The sequence below is a fragment of the Bradyrhizobium lablabi genome, assembly GCF_900141755.1.
Classification (GTDB): domain Bacteria; phylum Pseudomonadota; class Alphaproteobacteria; order Rhizobiales; family Xanthobacteraceae; genus Bradyrhizobium; species Bradyrhizobium lablabi_A.
The window spans coordinates 6,093,487-6,116,919 of sequence record NZ_LT670844.1 but is presented as its reverse complement, the minus strand read 5'-3'; the positions used below and the strand labels follow the sequence as shown (position 1 = coordinate 6,116,919).

At 63.6% G+C, this 23,433-nt stretch carries 2 protein-coding genes; both read right to left on the bottom strand.

Annotated features, from left to right (window positions below):
• Positions 1-11: 11 nt before the first annotated feature.
• Complete coding sequence (locus B5526_RS28290; RefSeq protein ID WP_079543071.1) at positions 12-3,782, bottom strand: beta strand repeat-containing protein; 3,771 nt, start codon at positions 3,780-3,782, stop codon at positions 12-14.
• Complete coding sequence (locus B5526_RS28285) at positions 3,779-23,125, bottom strand: Ig-like domain-containing protein (protein ID WP_079543070.1); 19,347 nt, start codon at positions 23,123-23,125, stop codon at positions 3,779-3,781. Before B5526_RS28285 ends, B5526_RS28290 begins: the two co-directional genes overlap by 4 nt.
• Between the last annotated feature and the right edge of the window lie 308 nt (positions 23,126-23,433).

Below are 23,433 nucleotides of genomic sequence, written 5' to 3'. Positions count from 1 at the left end.
CGGATCATCGATCAACCACCACCTGGAGGAGGTTTCCCGTGGCCGCCCGAGCCGCCCAGGAGCTCCACATTGATCAACGCGGACCGCCGCGTCACGCCGCGCGAGTCGGTCACGCGGATCTGCAGCGTGGCGAAGAGATTGCCCGATGCATCCCCACTAGAGGCAACGAACGGGTTCAAAGCTGCACTCGTCAAGCTGAAGGGCGAGCTGGTGTTGCTGGCCAAGACGGCAATTATCGAGCCATCGGGCGCCAGCGCCACGAGCTCGGATTGTGTCACCGTCGCCGGGGCAGCATCGGTGACGTTCAACGTGAATGTCACCGTGGATCCTACGATGATCTGGGTCGGGGTCGGCTGGGGTGTCGGCCCCGAGGTGATGGTGAAATTCAGCGCTCCCAGTGTCGTATCGCCGTTGACCAGTGTCGTGGCTTGTGGCCCGAGCACGACCGACCCGTTATCAGTGAATGCCCCCGAGACGGAGAGCTGGCCTTGATCGACCTCGATCGTCCCGCCGGTTGTGTTGGTCAGCGAGCCCGGTGTCCCGCTGGATGTCGCGAGGTTGAAGGTGAGCGAGCCCTGAACCGCTTGGATAAATCCGCTATTGGTGACGGTGGTTTGATCGAACTCCAGCGAGCCCTCGACCGCCCCCATGAACCCCGAGACATTGATGTTCATGCCCGATAGGATCGTCGTGCCAGTACTCCCAAGTTTCTGGAACACACCTTGGACGTCGAGAAGTGCGGTTGAGTTCTGGGTGGCGACAAAGGCCCCTCCGACGATTGACCCTTCCAGGATCCGGCCGCCGTTACCAGCGGCGCTGCTGTCGAGCATGACATTGAAGGCATCGTTACGATCGATCCGTAACGTGCCCGCAATCTGGTCTGCGAGAGGATTGAGATTGATGTCGCCGCTGCTCCAGGTGGTCGTGCCCTGCAACAGCTCCAGCACATGACCGCCATCGATTCCCAGCCCGTGCAGAGCAGGGGTGGAGCCGGGTGCGCTTCCGGTGATGCTGAGATTACCGCTGATGAGGGTCGTGCCGGCGCCGAGGAAAATTCCATCGAAGACCGAGGCGCTGCCAGTGACGGTCAGCGTGCCCGCCGAGGTAAAGATCGCCGACCCAGTCGTGCCGTTGAGCGAGAGCGTCCCGATCGTCAGGTTGCCGTCGATCTCCGAGGCCCCGGTGCCCACCGTCAGCGATGCAAGCGTGGTGCCTGACGCCAGCCCGGTCAGAGTGCCGCCCTGGAGCAGCACGTTATGAGTCGTGAAGATTGCGCTGGGATCGAATGTCACCACGCTACCGACGGTCAGCGTGCTGACGCTCAATGTCGCTGTCGGCTTGAACTCATAAGTATTCGCGGCCGAATTCCCGAGCAACGCCAGCGTCCCGGCTCCCCTGATTTGGCCCGAAATCGTGCCGCCTCCCGTGAAGGTGAGCACTGCGCCGGTGGGTATTTGGATTTGACCGCTATCGCTCATGGCGGCGCCGATATTGATGGCACCACCAGCGCTGGCGACGACACTGCCCTGATTGTCGAACAATGCTGCCGACGGCGACCCGACGCTTGGAGCTATGCCGGTGATAGAGCCATTCAGCGTGAGCGTTCCGGTGCTCATATTGCGCAAGACACCGCTCTGGCCGAGATCGACAGAGCCGGAGACGACCGCCTGTCCGTGATTTTCCAGAACGGTGTGGAGGATCGTGCCGTTCGTGAGAGCAAGCTGTGTCCCCTGATAGACCACCGTTCCGGGTCCGTCGATTTCCGCTCCGCTATTGAAGGCGGCTTGTCCGGTGATCGTCACTGAACCGGGAACGCTGAGAACACCGCCTGTCAGATCCACGCCCCCGAGCGTCACCGCGCCGTTTGCGATGAAGTTGCCGGAAGCGATGCCGGCGATGCCGTTGCCAACATCGAGGTTTGCCACGGTCGCCGCCCCATTCGCGGTGACGCTGCCGCCCACGACCTTGAGCGTATCCGCGATGTTTACAGCACCGGTGACCGTGAGCGCGCCGTTGACGACCAACGTTCCACCTCCCTTCTCCGTCAGGGAGTTGATCGTTTCGTTGCCGCTGCCCATCGTGACGGTCTGTCCCGGCAGCAGATTCATCACCACATCGTTGAGCGCCCCTGGAACCTGCCCGGTGCTCCAATTGGCCGGATCGTTCCAATTGTTGTCGCCGCTGGCCGCGCCGATCCAGGTGTCGGGCAGTGACGTCGCAAAAATCAGATTGATCGGGTCGGACAGCCGCGTCACGCCGCGGGCATCGGTCACTCGGATCTCGAGCGTGAGCTGACTGGACCCGCCATTGGCGGCAATCGTCGGCAGAGTGCCGGACAAGCCGAACGGCGATGCGGTGTTGGTTGCCAGCACCGTCGTCGTGCCATTGGGGGCGATGGCCACCAGCTGGGCGTTGACGACGGTGGAGCCGAGATCGGTGACAGCGATCCCGAAATTCACCGGGGAGCCCTCGAAGACCGGAGTCGGGGTCGACTGGGGTGTCGGCCCTGAGGTGATGGTGAAATTCAAATTACCCAGCGGGGCGGGGATGGCATTGACAAGCACCGTGGCTTGCGCGCCGAGCACGATGTTCCCGTTATCGGTAAACGGTCCGGCGAAAGCGAGCGGGCCTTGGTCGACCTCGATCGTCCCATTGTTCGTGAGCACGGTGGTTGCATCGAAACTCATGCTGGTGCCGGAGCGCAAGACCCCGAGTGTGCCTACCGACACGGTTCCTCCGATAAAGACCGCGCCGTTCTGGGTTGTCGGATCGCTCAGATCGAGGGTGCCGTTGATCTGGAGGGTACCCGAGTTGTTGATGCCGACCGCGATCGTGGTGTGGAGGCCGGCGTTCTGGACGATGGTGCCCTGGTTGACGATCGGCCTTGTCAACTGGCTGGCGGCCTTCGAAACGTTCGACGCCGAGATGGTGCCGCCGGTGAACCCGATCGTGAACGTACCGGTGCTGTCGTTGACCAGGACTCCGATGAGCGGGTTGGTCCCGCTCCCGCCGAGATCGATGTTGCCGCTGGACCAGGTCGCCACGCCCTTGTTCTCCAGCACGCGCTCCAGGTGGAACGTCCCGGTGCCGTCCGCGCCGCCGGCGTTGATGGTCAAGCCGCCTTGCGCGACGGTGGTGCCATTCCCGAACATAAAGCCGCCGGTCAGGACGGTCGCCCCGGTGACCGTGACGGTGGCAGCACCTAGCAGCGTGCCGCCGCTCTGGGTCAGCGTTGCGATGAAGCTCGGCTGGGCGATTCCCACGATGGTGCTGCCGCCATCGATTTGAAGTGTGCCGCCGGTCAGCGTGACCGCGCAGAGCTGGCCGGGCAGGTTGACGGTCTGGTTGACGAGCGTGTTGACGAGCGTGTCGACGAACATGTCCCCCGCAATTTGCGTCAAGGTTCCGATCGTTGCGGGTTGTTTGAACGATACGGTGGCGCCGTTGTTGACGATGGCACCGGGGGCGTTAGTCGAGGCGTTCACGACAAGCGTCCCGCTGTTGAGGTTCAGCGTGCTCCCGGAATTGACGGTCAGCGAGTGGATCCCCACCGCGTTGACCGACCCCGTTGCGCCGTCGAAATTGACATTGTTGTTGATCACCACGTCGTCGGTGATGCCCGGGACTTCTCCGGTGCTCCAGTTGGCCGCCGTATTCCATTCGCCGCCGTTCGGCCCGATGAAGGTGGTCGTGAACGACGCCGGCACGGTGAATGTTGTCGAGATTAAGCCGGTACCCAGCACATCGCCGAACTGGTCTTTGATTGTGCTGGCATCGATCACGAGCTGGTACTGGCCGGGGGAAGCAGGAGGAAACTGGCGGTAAGTATTTTGCGGGCACCAAACGAATTGTCACCATCGTTGAAGCCGGCCGCGGGAATCTTGGTCCCGTCGGCGGCCAGCGCGTAGATCGATTTCGCATTCGTCCGATCGATCGCACTGTTGAAAGTGAAGCTGAATATCGGGTCGGGCGCGACCCGGTCGTCGCCGTTGTGAACGCTCTGACTGACGATCGTCAGGGGGCCGTGGACGTCGAGTTTCAGGTCAGTGGCATCCTTGGTGTCGAGGACAAGCGCGAAGCTCGGCGCCAGCACGCCCGCCGCCTGCACCGACTGGAAGCTGCCGCTCAGCGCACCGAAGCTGGCGAAGGCAAAGCTGTCCCCGGTCGCCGGCACGAAGTTGGCCGCCGGCACCGTCACCAGGGTGCCGGCCACCGTCAGCGTGCCACCGATCACGATTTGACCGACCTCGTTGATCGCGCCGCCGCCCCCCGCGACGTCCAGGCCGAGCTTAAGCACGGTGCTGGGGTCGAACGTCAGATTGCCGCCGGTGTTCAAGGTTGCCGCCGCGCTCAACGACACGGTGCCGCCGAGAACCGGGGCCGGGCCGCGCAGCGCCAATGTGTTGTTGATCTGCAGGGTGCCGGTATTGGCGATGCCGACCGCGATGCTGGTTGCGCCTGCGAACCCGGTCGTGATGGTGCCCTGGTTGCTGATCAACGGTGTGGCCAGGGCGGCAGCCGAGGCGTTGGACGCCGAGATGGCGCCGACAGTGGACCCGATCGTGAACGTGGCGCCGGCGTCGTTGCGCAAGGTTCCAAGCGGCGGGTTGCTCCCGCTGCCGCCGAAATCAATGTTGCCGCCGAACCAGGTCGCAGCACCCTGGTTCTCCAGGATGCGCTGCAGATTGTACGATCCCTTGACGACGCCGAAGAGAATGCCGCCGACCTGGGAGTTGATGGTCAAGCCGGCCTTCGCGATCGTCGTGCCCGAGCCGCTCATCGCGCCGCCGATCAGGGTGGTAACCCCGGTGACCGAGACGGTGCCGGCGCCGGTGAATATGCCGCCGCTTTGAGTCAGCGTCGTGATGGTCGTGCTACCGAAAGCAGGATTGCCGTCGACTTCGAGCGTGCCGCCGGTCTGCGTGACCACGCCGAGCGGGCTGGGCTGCGCAAAGGACGTTGTGCCGGCGGTTTGCGTCAGCGTTCCGACCGCAGCAACGCCCTGGAACGCCACGGTGGCACCGTTGTTGATGATGGCCGCACCCGTGGCGGTGGTCGCCCCGAGAACGGTGAGCGATCCGCTATTGAGGTTGAATGAGCTGCCGTTGGATATGGTCAGCGAGTGGATCGTCGCCGTTGCGCCGTCGAAATTGACCGTGCTGTTGAGCACCACGTCGTTGGTGGCGCCGGGAACTTGTCCCGTGCTCCAGTTGGCGGCGTTGTTCCATTCGCCGCCACTCGCCCCGATGAAGGTGTCGATGGCTGACCCTGGCACGGTGAACGGCGTCGATAGCACGCTGGTGCCGAGCGCATTGCCGAACTGGTCTTTGACCCGGGTCGCATCGACCTCAAGGTTGTACTGCCCGGCGGCCGGCGTCGGGAATATGAGCTGAACCGACTGGTTATTGTTGCCGAACTGGATGGCGGTGGGCGCGATCTTCGTCACCCCGTCGGCCGCCAGCAGGAAGAACGAATTAGCGGTCACCGTGGTGGGATCGACCGGCGCGGTGAAGGTGAACGTGACTTGCGGATTAGTGGCGCTGATGATGTCGCCGCTGTGCAGGCTCTGGCTGGCGACCTGGAGCGTCGGCACGAGAAGCAGATTGATCGGATCGGACAGCCGCGTGATGCCGAAGGCATCGGTCAGGCGGATCTGCAGCGTGAGCTGACTGGACCCGCCATTGGCGGCAATCGTCGGAAGATTGCCCGACAAGGTGAAGGGCGAGGCAAAGGGTGAGGCGGTATTGGTCGCCAACACCGTCGTCGTGCCGTTCGGCGCGATAGCCACCAACTGGGCCTCGGTGACGTTCGTGCCGGTATTGGTGACATTGACGCCGAAACTCACCGCCGAGCCCTCGAGGATCGGGGCGTTGGGCTGCGACGGGAGCCCCGAGGTAACCTGGAAGGTCAAGTGGTTCAGGCTGAGCGGCGCCGCCAGCACGGTCGTGCCGAACGCATTGCCGCTCTGCCCCAATTTTTTCCCGGACTGGTCGGTGATCCCGATCGTAACGAGCTCAAGCGTGAATGGCCCGGGCGCCAAAGTCGGGAATGTAAGCTGAGCCGACCGCCCGTCACTGCTGAGCACGAGACCGGTGGGTGTGATGGCCGTCCCGTTGGCGGTCAGCACCGAGAACGCCGTGGCTGTCAATGAGGACGGATTGACCGGCGCGGTGAAGTCGACGGTCAATTGCGTGAACGCCGACGTAGCCTGGAAGACCAATTGGTTCAGGCTGGCCCCCGTCGACAGCACGCTCGGACCGAACGCACTGCTGGGCTGGCCGAACGTGTTGAAGTTGCTGTCCCGGATGCTGGTTGCGTCGACGCGAAGCGTGTATCGCCCGGCCGCAAGCGTTGGGACTGTAAGCAGAGCCTGATTAAAGTTGATCGCGATGGCGGTGGCCGTGGTGACCGTCCCGTCGGCTGCCACAAACGTGAACAAATTGGCCCTCACTGAGGAGGGATCAACAGCCGCAGAGAAGGTAACGGTAGTTTGCGTGAACGGTGACGCCGCTTGGAACGTGAATTCGTTCGAGCCTTCGGGAACGTTTTCGACGATGGAACCGGCAGTGGCCAGCAGAACCGCCCCGGTGTTGATGAGGACTCCCGTATCCTGGCCCCCGGCCTCTTTGGCCGCCGACTCGAAGGTCAGCGTGCCTAGATCCGCCTCGACCGTTCCTGAATTGTTGAACGGCGCCGCGATGACGGTGGTCTGACTGCCGGCAACCTTGCGGAAGATGCCTTTGTTGTCGAACAACGCCGTCCTGTTGGCGCTGGGAACAAAGTTGGCAAACGTGGCCGCTCCCGCCAGGATTCGACCGACCCCGCCGTCGTTCCCAAAGGCAGTTGCCGAGGTTTTGCTGTCGAACGCCACGTCGAACTCGCCACCGGCGTCGACGCGCAGAATGCCGGCGGTAGCGTTGCCGAGATAATTCAGATTGATGTCGCCGCCGCGCCAGGTGGTCTTGCCTTGCAGCTCGAGCACGGCGCCGGCATCCAGGCCCAATCCTGGCGTCGTTATGTCAGAGCCGAGTCGAGCAGTTGTAACCGTCCCGCTGCCGTCGATGGTGAGGTTCCCGCGAATGACGGCCGTGCCGGCCCCCAGGAAGTATCCATTGTAGATCGATGCGTTGCCGGTAACGGCGAGCGAGCCCAGCGACAAATCCACCCGCCCCGCCGTGTTTCCGCCGACGTCGAGGTCGTTCGGCCCAAATGACCCGTCGGCTCTGCCGTCGAGCGACAAGGCACCGACGGTCAGATTTCCGACAAGGTTCAGGACGCCCGCGAGCAATACGAAGGGGGATCCGGTGCTGCCGCCGCTAGGGTTAAAGTTAGGGATGATGTCACTCCATCCCTTGACCGTCAGCGAGCCGATTTGATCGCCTGGGTCGGTGAAAATTTTTCCGCTATTGACGATCAAATTGGCGATCTGCACCGCCCCCCTCAGCGTGCTGACAGCACCGCCATTGAAGCCGGTGTTGACCGTTTCATCTCGGATCTGCAACGTGCCGACCTGGAACAGCCCGCCGGGGACGGCGGCCGTCGCGGGGTCGACCGAGAGGTCGGTGAAGCTCATCAACACGTTGGTGCTGACCAGCTTGCTTCCGGCCAGCAGCTCGATTGCGCCGAACGGACCCGCCTTGTCGGTGAAGACCACCTGCCCCAGCGTGAGATTCGGCACCGTGATGCTGCCGGCGATGGTCGCGGACGCCGCAATGCTCGCGGTCGCCACGTTGAGCACAGACGTTGCCGTGAAATTATAGGCGTATTTGTTGTAGGGAAAGGGAATCCCTGTAAAGTTGGGGTTTAATGTAGGCCCGCCGGCGACCGATAAGGCTTGCACGCTATTGCCGAAGAAGCCGACGATGCCGCCGCCCGTGATCGTACCAGACAGCGTGCCGCCGGCTCCGAAGGCCAGGGTTGTATTGGCATTGGTCTGGATCGTGCTGCCGTTGTTCATGTTCACGGCGACGTTGCAGCTGAAGGTCGTGTCGGTGATGCTGTCCACGGGGCTAAAGATGCTAATGGGTTGAATGCCGCCTGGCGCGACCACGACATTGCCTTGATTGTTGAACAACCCCGTGCCGCCATCGGCGGGGGCCACGCCATTGAAGTCGACATTGCCGAATGGCCCGAGGTGTGTCCCGCTCGGCGACGTGACGATGCCGTCCAGCCCCCCGGCGATGAACCCGCCGTCGGTGGGGCTGCCGTTATTCAACGCCGGCGCGGTCACGAGGCCGAGGGTGAGCGTCCCCGATGCCGCGTTGGTGAAGGCGCCGCTCTTGCCGAAATCGAGCGTGGAGTTGACGACCATGATCATCTGACCCTGGTTGTCCAGGGCGCCGCCATCGATCTTGAGCCGCTGGACGAACAGCGTGCCCTGGTTGATCACCGTTCCCGAGGCGATCGCGGACGGGGACCCGCCCGCCCCTATCGAAATGTCGACGTTGAACACCGATGTCCCGGTCAGGGTCAGCGTTCCCGGCGCATTGATGGCGCCGCCGAACTGCCTGAGGTTCGCCACCGTCGCCGCACCGTTCGCGGTGAAGGTGACCCGGTGGATGCTGCCCGGGCTGGGGTCAACAAGATCCTCCGTGGCCATCCGGAGATTGGTGATCGCGACCGAGCCGTTCGCAGTGAAGCTGCCGCCACCGCCGTTGCCGCCGCCGACTCCGCCGAAGGTGCCAGATTCGAGGGAGCCGATCTCGAGGTTGGTCACCGTCGCCGCACCGGTCGTGGTGACGCTGCCGCCGTCGAGGACGACGCTGCCCTGGATGTTGGTGATATTGGCGACCGCCACGCTGCCGGTGACCAGCAGTGTGCCGCCGCCCGACTCGTGGAGCGAGCCGAGCGTTACATTGCTGCCGATCGTGATGATCTGGCCGGCCGCCAGATTGATCGTCACGTCATCGCCCGGCGCCGGGACCGTCCCCGTGCTCCAATTGGCGGCGTTGTTCCAGTCGCCGCCAACGTTGGGATTGACCCAAGTCTCCTGGCTGGCGACGACCGCCGTGACCGGCGTCGACAGCAAGCCGGTGCCGAGCTTGTCGCCTGTGGTGTCGGCGATCTTGCTCGCGTCGAGCTGAAGCGTGAATTGGCCGGCGCCAAGCGGGGGGAAGGTCGCTTGCATCGTTTGGTTATTGTTGCTGAATGTGATGCTGGAGGGTGCGATGACGCCCCCACCCGCCGCCGTCACGAAGACCGATGACGCGGTCACCGTTGCCGGATCGAGCGGTCGCGTGAAGGTGAAGGTGACCGAGGACGGGATCGCCGCGGCGATCGTGCTCCCCGCCAGGATGCTCTGGCTGGCAAGCTGCAGCCCGGCGACGGTGAATGGCGTCGACAGCAAGCCGGTGCCGAGCGGGTTGCCGGCCGGATCGGTGATCTTGCCGGCGTCCAGTTGAAGTGTGTACTGCCCGGCGGCCAGCGCCGGGAAGGTGAGCTGCACCGATTGGTTGTTGTTGCTGAACGCGATGGTCGGCGCGATCTTGGTCACCCCGTCGGGGGCCAGCAGGAAGGCCGTCGACGCGGTCACCGTCTTGGGATCGATCGGGCTCGTGAAGTCGAAGCTGAATTGCGGGATCTGCGCCGTGACGACGTCGCCGCTATGGACGCTCTGATGGGAGATCTGCACGCCGGTAACGCTGAATGTCGTGGACAGCACGCTGGTGCCGAGCCGATCGCCGATAAAGGCGGCGATCTTGGTCGCATCGAGCTGAAGCGTGTATGACCCGGCTGCCAGAGGCGGAAATGTAGCTTGAACCGAATTATTGGCATTGTTGAGCGTCACTGCGGTCGGTGCGATCACCGTTCCATCGGCCGCCAGCAGGAAGATCGTCGAGGCATTCAGCGTGGTGCCATCGAGCGGCTTGTTGAAGTTGAACGTGAATTGCGGGGTCTGCGCCGAGATAGTGTCGCCACCGTGGACGGACTGACTGACGAGCTGCAGCCCGGGGACGGTGAAGCTGGTCGACAACACGCCGGTGCCGAGCCGATCGCCGAACGCGTCCACAATTTTTGTTGTATCAACTTGCAGTTTATACAGACCCCCGCCGAGCGACGGGAAGGCAACCTGAACCGATTTATTGCCGTTGCTGAGCGAGAAACCGATAGGCGCAATGGTGGTCCCATCGGCTGCTTGCAGGAAGATTGACGAGGACGTCAACGTTGTCTGATCGATCGGATTGGTGAAGTCGAAGCTGAATTGCGGGCTCTGCGTCGCCGTGACGGTGTCGCCGTCATGGACGCTTTGATCGGCGATCTGCGGCGACGGCGCGACCGTCACATGCGTCGTCAGCGGCGCGGCACCAAGCGGATTGCCGGCACGATCCTTCACCGACGGCGCATCGATCCGGAGCTGGTACTGCCCCGGCTTCAGCGTCCCGAAGGAAACCGCGACCTCAGTGCCGTCCTTGCGCAAGGCGAAAGCTATCGGCGCGACCGTCGTCCCATCCGGCGCGATCAGGGCGAAGTTGACATTTTGCTCGATGTTGGAATCGAGCGGTTTGGAGAAGTCGAAGGTGAAGGTCGCCCCTCCCTGACCGATCGTGGACTGATCGGCTATCGTCTGGTCGACGATCACCGGCGGCGTCGTGTCGGCCACCAGATTGACGCTGATTGGCGCCGACAGCGCCACATTGCCGCCGGTGTCGGTGGCGCGGACCTGCAAGGTGATCAGGTCTGAGCCGCTGCTCTGCAGGCGGCTGAGGTTTGGCAGCGCCGCGGTCAGATCGAAGGGGAGCGACACGTTGTCCGCCAGCACGATGGTTTGACCGTCCGCCGTCGTGGCAATGAGCGCCACGCTGGCTATTGGCCCGCTCGAGCCGACCTTGACCTTGAACGAGACCGTCGAGCCTTCGGTAAGCGTGAGCGGCTTTGCCGGATCGAGTGTCGACGGATCAGTGCCGGGCGTCGGCCCGGACAGAACCCTTAGGGTCGGCGCGACACCCTTGGTGTCGGGCGGAAGATAAGTCACGATTTGCAAGCCGCCGCTGCCGTCGGCGACAAAGGCAACATTGCCGGCGACCGCGACGCCGAACGCCTCTGATGGCAAGGGGAACCGGTTGAGGCGTTGGGGGATATTGTTCGGGTTCGAGGTATCGATCAGATCGAGCGAATTGACTGCCCCTTCGCCGATCGCCAGGCCCTGTCCGGACCCGTTGAGCGCGATACCCACGCCGACAACGCCCCCGTTGAAAGCATTTATCTGAATAAGTTTAGGCGCCTTCGGATCGCTCACATCGACAATGTCAAAGCCATCAACAGTCTGGGGAAAACCAAACGGATCCGAAGCTATATAGGCTACGCCGTTAGCAACGGAAAGCTTTCCGCTGGGTATATTGGCGCCGTCGACTTGTAGGGCCGTCTTGCTTTGCAGCGTCATCGTGCCATCATTTTTGCTGATGTCTATCGCATACAGAATCCCGCCGCCAAATTGACTGGCAAATGTATATAATGTTGAGCCATCGACGGCGATATCACCGGACAGTTTTGGCGCGACACCATTTATAGTCGATATAATTTTGCCCGATACAAGATCAATTGAGTAGAGATTAGACTGATCGGTAGCGTAGGCGATGCCGTCAACCACTTTGACATGCGTCGCGTTTATCGGGATCGTCCGCAGGAGCACCGGGCTCATGCCGGACTCGACGTCCAGGATTTGCAAGCCGCCTGACCCCGTCGCCACGGCAGCGAGCTGCAAATTGGCGTCCACGGCGACGTCGGTCGCGTTGCCCGCAAGGGCGATCTGGCTGAGCAGGACCGGATGCTTGGGGTCGGTCACGTCGCTGATCGCAAGGCCGCCGCTGCCGGCCGCGATATAGGCTCTCTGCTGCTTGCCGTTGGGCATTTCCGCGACGACGACCGCCTGTGCCGATCCCTGCAAGGGCACGTTGGCGACCACGCCGGTCGTCGTGGCACTGGCTGCAGTGGCTTGATCGAAGCCTTGGCTCAATGCCGCCAGATCGGACACGCCGGGGATGATGTTGTCCACTTTGGTGGGATCAAAGCCCAGGATCTGGACCACCAGATCGGGCAAGCCATCGGCGTCGACTTTGTCGGGGTTACCGTCCGGTCCCAACACGTCGGCGAAGGCGACGTAGTGCGGGCTGTCCAGCGTAAGCGACGTGCCAGACGCCGGGGTCGTGCCGGAAAGGGTGCCGACCTGATTGATCCGGGTATCGAGAATGGCGAACCGGTAGCCCATGTTCGGCGGCAGGAAGGCGCTGATCGACCCGTCGGCACCGGACCTCCCGCGAATAATCGTGCCATTGTCCAAGAAAAATGCAAAGGGGGCGTTCGGCGCACTTCCACGGAAGAGCTCGTTGGACTGATCGGCGATTGCGCTAAGCTTGGTCGGGGTGGGGTTCGGGTTTGACGTGTCGGGATTGGCGGGATCAACTTGCGGAATACCCGTCAAGTCAAACAGCTGGTTCGCCTGGTCCGTGAACGCCGTCATCGCCGCCTGAGTGTCGGATATCGCGCCCGGGATTTCGCCGAGCAGCCGGTCGAGCGCAGCAGTGTCTTCCGGACCGCCGGGCGCCGTCGGATCGGTCGGAGTGGTCAGCGGTGCGGCGGTCAGCGGTGCAGCGGTCAGACTGGCAGCCCGCTGTATCGGAGCGGCCATCATCGGGGCGATGTTCGGAACGATCGGCAGCGTCGGAAAGTTCGTCGGAGCAGGCAGGCCGGCCAGCGCGCTGCGCGCTTTTATCTGGTCGAGCACGACTCCGATGACATCGCCGACAATGCTGGCAAACCCTGCGACAAAACCATTTTCAAGGAACGTGATGGCGTCGTTTGCAAACCCAAGAACTTCCGTTGCGATAGTGAGAAAATTCTCGATAAAAAGCGTCGTAAAATTGGTAGGAATACAATGAGCGGCTTTTGCATTCGAAAACAGGGTCAATATAGCGTCAAAAATGGGCGCGGCCACCCCCACGGCTGTCTTGACAGCTGAAAAGAACGCGTTGAGTTGGACTCCGGTCTCTACTATTTTCGATGCGGTAGTGCCGATGAGCCCCGCTACATCCTTGATCACCTTTGCTACGGCTTTGGGATCGACCGTACCATCCTCGATCTGCTGATTGACCACCCCCCAGTCACTGAATATTTTAATCGATGTTGTAACAAGTTTGTTGAAATCATTCGCAGCCTTGATCATTTCGGGGATTTTGCCGCCGAACCCACTGATCGCCTTGATGAGGTCTTTGTAGAGCGCGTCGGCACTATCGGTAAATACATCCCCAAGGTGGCACTTCGGCGGCGGGTTGGGTTGGTTTTTCGTCGGGTCGCCCGGCGGCGTCATGGAGTGCCAGCCGATCTTGGTCACGCCGGCGCCGGGGTCGGTCGACACCGTCTTGCCGTCGGCCGAGACCGTGCAGGTCCCGTCGATTTCCAACCGTCCGGTGGTGTAGTCGAAGGTCAGCAAATAGGTCTTCGAGCCCGGCGGCAGGTTGAAGACGTTGGGCAGGGTCAGCGCCGCCGGCGTTGTGAAGGACGCGAGCTGCGGCACGTTGGTCTGAATGGTGATGTCGAAGGAATGTTGCGCAAGGCCAATCGGCAGCATGTCCTTGATGGTGTCGCTCGGCACGACGCTGAACCCGACCTGGGCGTTCAGCGGCTGCCCCTTCTCGTCGACCAACGTGCCCGGATTGACCGTGAGCGTCATCTGCTGGAGTTGCTCGGGGGTCAGCATCGGCGATGAATCGGCGGTCGTCCGCAGCACGGTCGGCGCGGTCTGACTCAAATCGTGCATCACATCGGTCTGGATGCGCGGCAGGAACAGCTCTTGGTTGGTTGCGTTAGCGAGCTGGGACTCGATCGAGCCTCTGCTGCCTGCGATGGTGTTGTCTTGACCCGCCTTGACGTTGAGGTCGACGACGAGCACCGGGAACTGGACGCCGGTCGGCCCATGGGTCACGGTTCGCCCGTCGATCACGACCTTGACGTCGCCGGTGGGCGCGTTGCTGAACGAGAACGAGCCGTCGGCGCCGGTGATCGTGTCGAAGGCGGGATTGCCTTCGAGACCGAGGATGTAGACGTGGACGCCGGCGATCGGCAGCGGGGTCGCCGAGGTGCCCGGCAAGAGAGCGGGGCCGGGATCGAGGATCTGGCCTGTGATGCTCGTTCCGGCGACCGGCGCGGTGCTGACCGTCGTGAAGGTCTCGGTCAGGACACTGCCCGGCTGTCCGGTGCCGGCGGCATCGAGGGCGGTTCCGTCCAGACCCTTGATCTGGCTGCCGTCGACCGTCATCGTCACGGCCTGGCCGCCCGGCATTCCGCGGTCGCTGGGGAACAGCCAGGCATGCATGTTGTCGTTCCACGGCACGATGATCGTCGGAATCTTGGCGCCGCTCGCATCCGTCAGGAAGAAGTCGTTGCCGGTCAGCGTCGACATATCGATCGGCCGCGAGAACTGGATCATCGGACGCACGGAGACGCCGACATCGCTGGCGCCGTTCGCCGGGGTGAGGCTGACGACTTTGAGCGGGACGAGTGCCGGCAGCGTGACGTTCAGAACCTTTGTCGCCACATTGCCGGCGTTGTCGGTAGCCGTCAGGGTCAGCGTGTGCGTGCCGACGCTCAATGTCGACTGGTTGAGATGGTCGTTGAATAACCCCGTCGTCGAGTCGTACGACACCGGCACCGCAACAGCGTTCGTCGTGCCGCTATCGAAGGTGTAGGAAAGCCCGCTGATCGTGGTACCGCCTTTGGCGATCACGAAGCCCTGGAGGACGGTGTCCGGCGTCAGGGTCATGCCGTCCGTAATTGTGGACGGGGCGATCACCGGCGACTTTGTCGCTAGGGTCACGTTGATCGTGAGCGGCGTGGTCGCATTGCCAACCGCGTCGGTGGCGACCAGCGACACCGTGTGCTGGCCATCGGCCGAGCCGTCGAGGGCAAGGTTGAGCGGAATGGCGAATTTTCCGGTCTGATCGAAGCTGACGTTCTGCAGCGCGCCGCCATCGATGCTGGCCTGCAGCGATTGGACGCCCGACAGATTGTCGATCACCGATCCAGTGATGACCGGGCTCGTATTGGTGACGATGGTCGTGCTCGTCCGGTCGAGAACGATCTTCGGCGGCTGAACATCCTTGGTGATGTCGAAGGCTTGCAGGACCAGGCCACCGACCTTCTGCCCGAGATTTTGACCGGCGGCATTGGAGAATTGGAAATCCGTGCCGGCATAGATGCCGCTCACGCCGGCTTCCTGGGCGGCCTGATCGAAGCTGGTGAAGCTGCGTGTGGCACTGCCTGAAGTGAGGCTGAACGAGGTGTTCTGGCCGAAGATATTGTCGAGGATCGTCGACGCGGCGGCGCTAAAGGCGGATTGAGTCTCGACGTATTCCGGGACCTCGGGCGTGGTGACGAGCGGCGTGAAATTCGCATTCCGCGTCAGCAACGGATTGGCCGGATCGGCGTTCTGAATGGCCGTGACCGGGCTCCAGAGATCGAAACTGTACTTCGCATTCCAACCGGCGATCCCGGCATCGGCGAGGCCGACATTGAGCTCTCCGAGCAGCTTGGCATCGTCGCTCAAGCTGTTCCCCTGCCGCTGCGCGACTTCGGCGGCGACCTGGTTCCACTGTCCGGCAGCGGTCACGGTGCCGGCTTGACCGGCCCAGAACGTGGCGATTGCGGTCTGATCGGCCGTGCGCGTCGTGCTGTTGGCCGCGCCAAGCGCTTGAACCTGGTTCACATCCGTCGCATAGGCGGCGCTGGCCAGATCGGGCGGCGGCGGCACGATGGACAGGAGCTCACTGGGGCTCGACAGGACGAAAGGTGTCACATTGGCGTATTGCGAACTCACCGCCAGGCCGAAGGTCGGACCGGTCGAGCGCCATTGTCCAGGCGACGTCCCATCCAGGGTCCGGCCCATGATCTGCGAGCCGTCATTGGCGCGCAGCAACAGCACCTGTTCCGCGATCGCCGTTCCAAGCGCGATGCCGTCGGTCTTGCCCTGGCCATTGGCGATGGCATCGAGGCCCGTCTGATACAGGGCATCGAGCGGCGTCTTCAGCTGGGGAAACAGCGTGTCGAGAATTTCATGCGCGGCGGCCGCAACGGCGGCGTTGGCGGAGGCATCTGCCGGCGCGTTCTGATGCACCAGGAAGGATGGCGTGCTGTCGATCGCGTTGATGCTGTCGAGCACGGCGACGCTTTCCATCGCCAGGGCGCGGGCCGCCGTCACCGGATCAAGTGCGCTCAGTTGAATGGCATTGAGCGCGGCCGCATTCCATTGCAGAACCGCGTTGCCTGAGGGCGGCTGCGTTACGCGCTCGACAGTCAGCGCGAAATTCTGCGTGTTGCCGGCAATGTCGATCGCCTGGGCCGTCAAAATATTCGCCCCCAGCGCGAGACCTATATTGTCGAACTGGAAGTTGCCGTGGCTGTCGGAAATCGTCGAGAATGAGACCCCGCCGGGCGCGGTGAGTCTCACCGCGATATTGGCGTTGGTCTGGCCGGTGATAGTGACCGTAGACGCGCCGGTGACATTGCTACCGAGCGCGGCGTCCTGATCGCTCGCGGCGAGAGCGAAGGTCGGCGTCGTCGGCACCGCCGTATCGAGCGTGAAACTCAAATCGAAGGAGCTGGTGTTGCCGGCCCGATCGGTTGCGAACAGATGGAGCGTATGGGCGCCGTCGGCCAGCGTGCCGCCGGCAACCTTCGCGAGCAGCGTCGGATCGAGGACGAACGTCCCGCCGGATTGGAGCGACGAGGTAAGGTCGACAAAGCTTGCAACGGGAGTTGCGCCGAAGCCGCCGCTCAGCGTCGCGATCGTATCGGCCGGAGCCGTCGCTGTGCCGGTGATGGTATCGTCCTTGGTGATGCCATCGCTGGCGCTCGCTCCGGTGTCGTTCTTCAGCGCGGCCGTAAGGGCCGGCGCCGCGGTCGCAAGAACGAAATGGACATCAAGCGTGGTCACGTTGCCGACCGTATCGGTCGCGGTCAGATGCAGGGTGTGCGGGCCGTCGGCGAGCGTCCCGCCGGCGATCGTCGCCAGCAGCGCAGGTGTCAGCGTGAAGGTCCCGTCGGGGTTCACCATCGAGAGCAAGCTTGTTCCGTGGGCTGCTGAAACGCCGTCGAGTCCTGCCGAGAACGCAGTCACACCGGCGGCATCAGTCACCTTGCCGGCGATGGTGTCGTCGCTGGTGATGCCGTCAGTGGCACTCACCCCGGTGTCGTTCTTCAGCGAAGCGGTCAAGACCGGTACCGCCGTGTCGAGCGTGAAGGTGACGGCGAAGCTGGTGGTGTTGCCGGCCTGATCGGTCGCGGTCAGGTGCAGTGTGTGGCTCCCGTCGGCGAGCGTGCCGCCGGCGATGGTCGCGAGCTGCGCCGGTGTCAGCGTGAAGCTGCCATCGGGATTAATCGAACTCGTCAGATTGACGAAGCTCGACGCCGAGGCGCCATCGAAGCCGGCGCTCAGCGTCGCCAGCGCATCGGTGACCGCCGTCGCCTTGCCGGTGATGGTGTCGTCGCTGGTGATGCCGTCGCTGGCGCTCACTCCGGTGTCGTTCTTCAGCGCAGCGGTCAGGCTCGGCGCCACGGTCGCCACGGTGAATGACACCGCAAGGCTGGTGACATTGCCGGCCTGATCGGTCGCGGTCAGATGCAGAACATGCGCGCCGTCCGCGAGCGTGCCGCCGGCGATGGTCGCGAGCAGCGCCGGCGTCAGCGTGAATGCGCCGCCGGCCGTGATCTGATTGGTGATGTTGGTGAACGAAGATGGGGCCGCGCCGTCGAAGCCGGCGCTCAGCTTGGCGATGCTGGTGCCAGCCGTCACCTTGCCGGTGATGGTGTCGTTGCTGGTGATGCCGTCAGTGGCACTCACCCCGGTGTCGTTCTTCAGCGAAGCGGTCAAGACCGGCGCCGCCGTGTCGAGCGTGAAGGTGACGGCAAAACTGGTGGCGTTGCCGGCCTGGTCCGTCGCGGTCAGGTGCAGCGTGTGGGTCCCGTCCGCGAGCGTGCCGCCGGCGATGGTCGCGAGCTGCGCCGGCGTCAGCGTGAAGGTGCCGTCGGGATTGAGCGAACTCGCCAGATTGACGAAGCTCGTCGCCGAGGCATTGTCGAAGCCGGCGCTCAGCGTCGCCAGCGCATCGGTGATCGCCGTCACTTTGCCCGCGATGGTGTCGTCGCTGGTGATGCCGTCGGTCGCGCTCACCCCGGTGTCGTTCTTCAGCGCAGCGGTCAGGCTCGGCGCCACGGTCGCCACGGTGAATGACACCGCAAGGCTGGTGACATTGCCGGCCTGATCGGTCGCGGTCAGATGCAGAACATGCGCGCCGTCCGCGAGCGTGCCGCCGGCGATGCTCGCGAGCTGCGCCGGTGTCAGCGTGAAGGTGCCGTCGGGATTAAGCGAACTCGTCAGATTGACGAAGCTCGTCGCCGAGGCATTGTCGAAGCCGGCGCTCAGCGTCGCCAGCGCATCGGTGATCGCCGTCACTTTGCCCGCGATGGTGTCGTCGCTGGTGATGCCGTCGGTCGCGCTCACCCCGGTGTCGTTCTTCAGCGCAGCGGTCAGGCTCGGCGCCACGGTCGCCACGGTGAATGACACCGCAAGGCTGGTGACATTGCCGGCCTGATCGGTCGCGGTCAGATGCAGAACATGCGCGCCGTCCGCGAGCGTGCCGCCGGCGATGGTCGCGAGCAGCGCCGGCGTCAGCGTGAATGCGCCGCCGGCCGTGATCTGATTGGTGATGTTGGTGAACGAAGATGGGGCCGCGCCGTCGAAGCCGGCGCTCAGCTTGGCGATGCTGGTGCCAGCCGTCACCTTGCCGGTGATGGTGTCGTTGCTGGTGATGCCGTCAGTGGCACTCACCCCGGTGTCGTTCTTCAGCGAAGCGGTCAAGACCGGCGCCGCCGTGTCGAGCGTGAAGGTGACGGCAAAACTGGTGGCGTTGCCGGCCTGGTCCGTCGCGGTCAGGTGCAGCGTGTGGGTCCCGTCCGCGAGCGTGCCGCCGGCGATGGTCGCGAGCTGCGCCGGCGTCAGCGTGAAGGTGCCGTCGGGATTGAGCGAACTCGCCAGATTGACGAAGCTCGTCGCCGAGGCATTGTCGAAGCCGGCGCTCAGCGTCGCCAGCGCATCGGTGATCGCCGTCACTTTGCCCGCGATGGTGTCGTCGCTGGTGATGCCGTCGGTCGCGCTCACCCCGGTGTCGTTCTTCAGCGCAGCGGTCAGGCTCGGCGCCACGGTCGCCACGGTGAATGACACCGCAAGGCTGGTGACATTGCCGGCCTGATCGGTCGCGGTCAGATGCAGAACATGCGCGCCGTCCGCGAGCGTGCCGCCGGCGATGCTCGCGAGCTGCGCCGGTGTCAGCGTGAAGGTGCCGTCGGGATTAAGCGAACTCGTCAGATTGACGAAGCTCGTCGCCGAGGCATTGTCGAAGCCGGCGCTCAGCGTCGCCAGCGCATCGGTGATCGCCGTCGCCTTGCCCGCGATGGTGTCGTCGCTGGTGATGCCGTCGGTCGCGCTCACCCCGGTGTCGTTCTTCAGCGCAGCGGTCAGGCTCGGCGCCACGGTCGCCACGGTGAATGACACCGCAAGGCTGGTGACATTGCCGGCCTGATCGGTCGCGGTCAGGTGCAGGACATGCGCGCCGTCGGCCAGCGTGCCGCCGGCGATGCTCGCCAGCAGCGCCGGCGTCAGCGTGAATGCGCCGCCGGCCGTGATCTGATTGGTGATGTTGGTGAACGAAGATGGGGCCGCGCCGTCGAAGCCGGCGCTCAGCTTGGCGATGCTGGTGCCAGCCGTCACCTTGCCGGTGATGGTGTCGTTGCTGGTGATGCCGTCAGTGGCACTCACCCCGGTGTCGTTCTTCAGCGAAGCGGTCAAGACCGGCGCCGCCGTGTCGAGCGTGAAGGTGACGGCAAAACTGGTGGCGTTGCCGGCCTGGTCCGTCGCGGTCAGGTGCAGCGTGTGGGTCCCGTCCGCGAGCGTGCCGCCGGCGATGGTCGCGAGCTGCGCCGGCGTCAGCGTGAAGGTGCCGTCGGGATTGAGCGAACTCGCCAGATTGACGAAGCTCGTCGCCGAGGCATTGTCGAAGCCGGCGCTCAGCGTCGCCAGCGCATCGGTGACCGCCGTCGCCTTGCCGGTGATGGTGTCGTCGCTGGTGATGCCGTCGCTGGCGCTCACACCGGTGTCGTTCTTCAGTGCGGCCGTCAGGGCCGGCGCCGCGGTCGCCACGGTGAACGACACCGCGACGCTGGTGACATTGCCGGCCTGATCGGTCGCGGTCAGATGCAGGACATGCGCGCCGTCGGCCAGCGTGCCGCCGGCGATGCTCGCCAGCAGCGCCGGCGTCAGCGTGAATGCGCCGCCGGCCGTGATCTGATTGGTGATGTTGGTGAAGCTCGCGGCCGCCGCGCCATCGAAGCCGGCGCTCAGCGTCGTCAACGCATCGGTGATCGCCGTCACTTTGCCCGCGATGGTGTCGTCGCTGGTGATGCCGTCGGTCGCGCTCACCCCGGTGTCGTTCTTCAGCGCAGCGGTCAGGGCCGGCGCCGTCGTCGCCAGGGTGAATGACACCGCAAGGCTGGTGACATTGCCAGCCGTGTCGGTCGCGGTCAGATGCAGGACATGCGCGCCATCGGCCAGCGTGCCGCCGGCGATGCTCGCCAGCAGCGCCGGCGTCAGCGTGAATGTACCGCCGGCCGTGATCTGATTGGTGATGTTGGTGAAGCTCGCGGCCGCCGCGCCATCGAAGCCGGCGCTCAGCTTGGCGATGCTGGTGCCAGCGGTCACCTTGCCGGTGATGGTGTCGTTGCTGGTGATGCCGTCAGTGGCACTCACCCCGGTGTCGTTCTTCAGCGAAGCGCTCAAGACCGGCGCCGCCGTGTCGAGCGTGAAGGTGACGGCGAAGCTGGTGGTGTTGCCGGCCTGGTCCGTCGCGGTCAGGTGCAGCGTGTGGGTCCCGTCCGCCAGCGTCCCGCCGGCGATGGTGGCGAGCTGCGCCGGCGTCAGCGTGAAGGTGCCGTCGGGATTGATCGAACTCGTCAGATTGACGAAGCTCGACGCCGAGGCGCCATCGAAGCCGGCGCTCAGCGTCGCCAGCGCATCGGTGACCGCCGTCGCCTTGCCGGTGATGGTGTCGTCGCTGGTGATGCCGTCGCTGGCGCTCACGCCGGTGTCGTTCTTCAGCGCGGCGGTCAGGGCCGGCGCCGCGGTCGCCACGGTGAACGACACCGCAAGGCTGGTGACATTGCCGGCCTGATCGGTCGCGGTCAGGTGCAGGACATGCGCGCCATCGGCCAGCGTGCCGCCGGCGATGCTCGCCAGCAGCGCCGGCGTCAGCGTGAATGCGCCGCCGGCCGTGATCTGATTGGTGATGTTGGTGAAGCTCGCGGCCGCCGCGCCATCGAAGCCGGCGCTCAGCGTGGCAATGCCGTCACCATCGGTCACCTTGCCGGTGATCGTATCGTTATTGGTTATGCCATCGGTGGCGCTCACCCCGGTATCGCTCGCCAGCGAAGCGGTCAAGACCGGTACCGCCGTGTCGAGCGTAAAAGTAATGTTAAGGGTCTTCGTATTACCGAACTTGTCGGTAGCCAACAGGTGCAGCGTGTGGCTGCCGTCAGCGAGTGTCCCGCCGGCAATGGTCGCCAGCAGCGCCGGCGTCAACGTGAATGTGCCGTCGGCGGCGACCGCCTTGGCTCCCCCGGGATTGACAGCTGTCAATAGGTTGAAGCCACTGGCAACAGGTTTACTGTCCATGCTGCCGAGCAGCGTCACCACCCCACCGGTCGCCCGGCCGGTGATGGTATCGTCATTGGTCAATCCATCGGTCGCGCTGGAACCGCTGTCATGAGCGAGGCCTGCCGTGAGGCTCAGCGGGACGAGGTTGATCGGCGTGGTGTGGAAATCGCTGTTGGCCGCCGTATTGATCAACTGACCATCCACGATGACGGCGATCGGAAACGCACCGGCGACGAAACTGCTTGCGGTGTCGATCGACTCCCCGACTACGAAGACGTTATTGAAGCTGCCGCCGAGCAGTGTGTTCGTCCCGTCATCGAGCACGCCATCGACGGGATCCACGCCGATGCGAATCCGCGTCGAGGTGACCGAACCGCCAACCACCAGCCCGTTGAGCTCGCCCGGACCGAAGGTATCTGCGTTGGCGCCGCTGCCGCCGATTTGGCCGTCGGCGCCGAGATCGGCACCGATCAGCAGGAGCGCGTGTGAAACATTACCTCCGACAATCATGAAGTTGAGGAGCGGTGTCGCGAGCTGACCGTCGAAATCCCCGCCCGTTATGATCGTCTGTACGGACTTGGTGAAATCGCCGTCCCATTGCTGAGTGAACGTACCGGCGGAAATAACGTTGGTATTGCCGACCACGTACCAAAGGCCGCTGGCCTGGCCCTCGACTGATACAGAACCGAGGGTAAATCCCCCACTTGGCAGCACACCCGTGCCCGACAGCGCCAGAGACGCACCAAAATTGCCGTCGCTCTGGAGGTCTCCGATCGCAATCGCGGTGACCTGGCTTGGTGCGATTCCATCCGCAATCCAGTTGCCGACCGACAGGACCCCGATCGACCCTTTCGCGGTCAGGCTGAGATCGGTGACATTGCCGAGATCGATCTCGGAAATCGGCGACGCGCTCGACAGGGTGATCGATGAATTTGACAGGACATTGCCGAGCGCCAGGTGCGCGATTGCTCCTTCGGCCGTGACTTTGCCTTGGATATCGACGCCCAAGCCGCTGACGAGGCCGATCGGCCCTTGCAGATCGATCCCGTTCAGCAGGAAGTGAGCGCCGCCAGGGGCATTCGTCGAATGTTCGGCGTGATCCCCGCCCTCCGCGTCACGGTTATTGGTCGTCGTCAATGTCAGCGTGGAAGAGGCGTTGGTCTGGGCAACGTTCAGCTGCAGGTTCCCGCTGGAATCTTGGGTGATCTGCCAGCTGCCTTGACCGACCAGCGAGACCGAAAGCTCCGCGCCGTTGGCCTCTTGGACGATCACCGGATGTGAACTGCTCGCGATGATGACGGGGGCGGCCGGATGTATCGTCGGCGTCGCACTCATCAGGATGCGCGGCTCGAGCGTCTCGAACATTACCGGCGCGTCGGCCTTGTGCTTGGATGAATCGGCTTGCTCGACCGTGCGCACCAGAATCGGCATGTCTTTTGAACTCCCGCAGTCAGAATGGTTGTTGGTTTCTTCGGAATGCTTGTTTCTATGGATCTGACCACGGTGAAGTGTGCAGCGCTTCACGCTGTGGTTTAACCACTCGTTAGCTATATTTTGTTTGCTGATTTTTTATGACGCTCATCATATGATGCCCAACAAATTGCGTGGCAGATGTAGCGTCGAGCAAACTTAACGCGGCCAATGGCGCCGGGCTCGGACTATGCGGAAACGTCCCCAGGACTCGGCGGAAGTTTCAACTCCTTTCGAACTTGGTGTAGCCCGCGGGCGACAAAAATCCG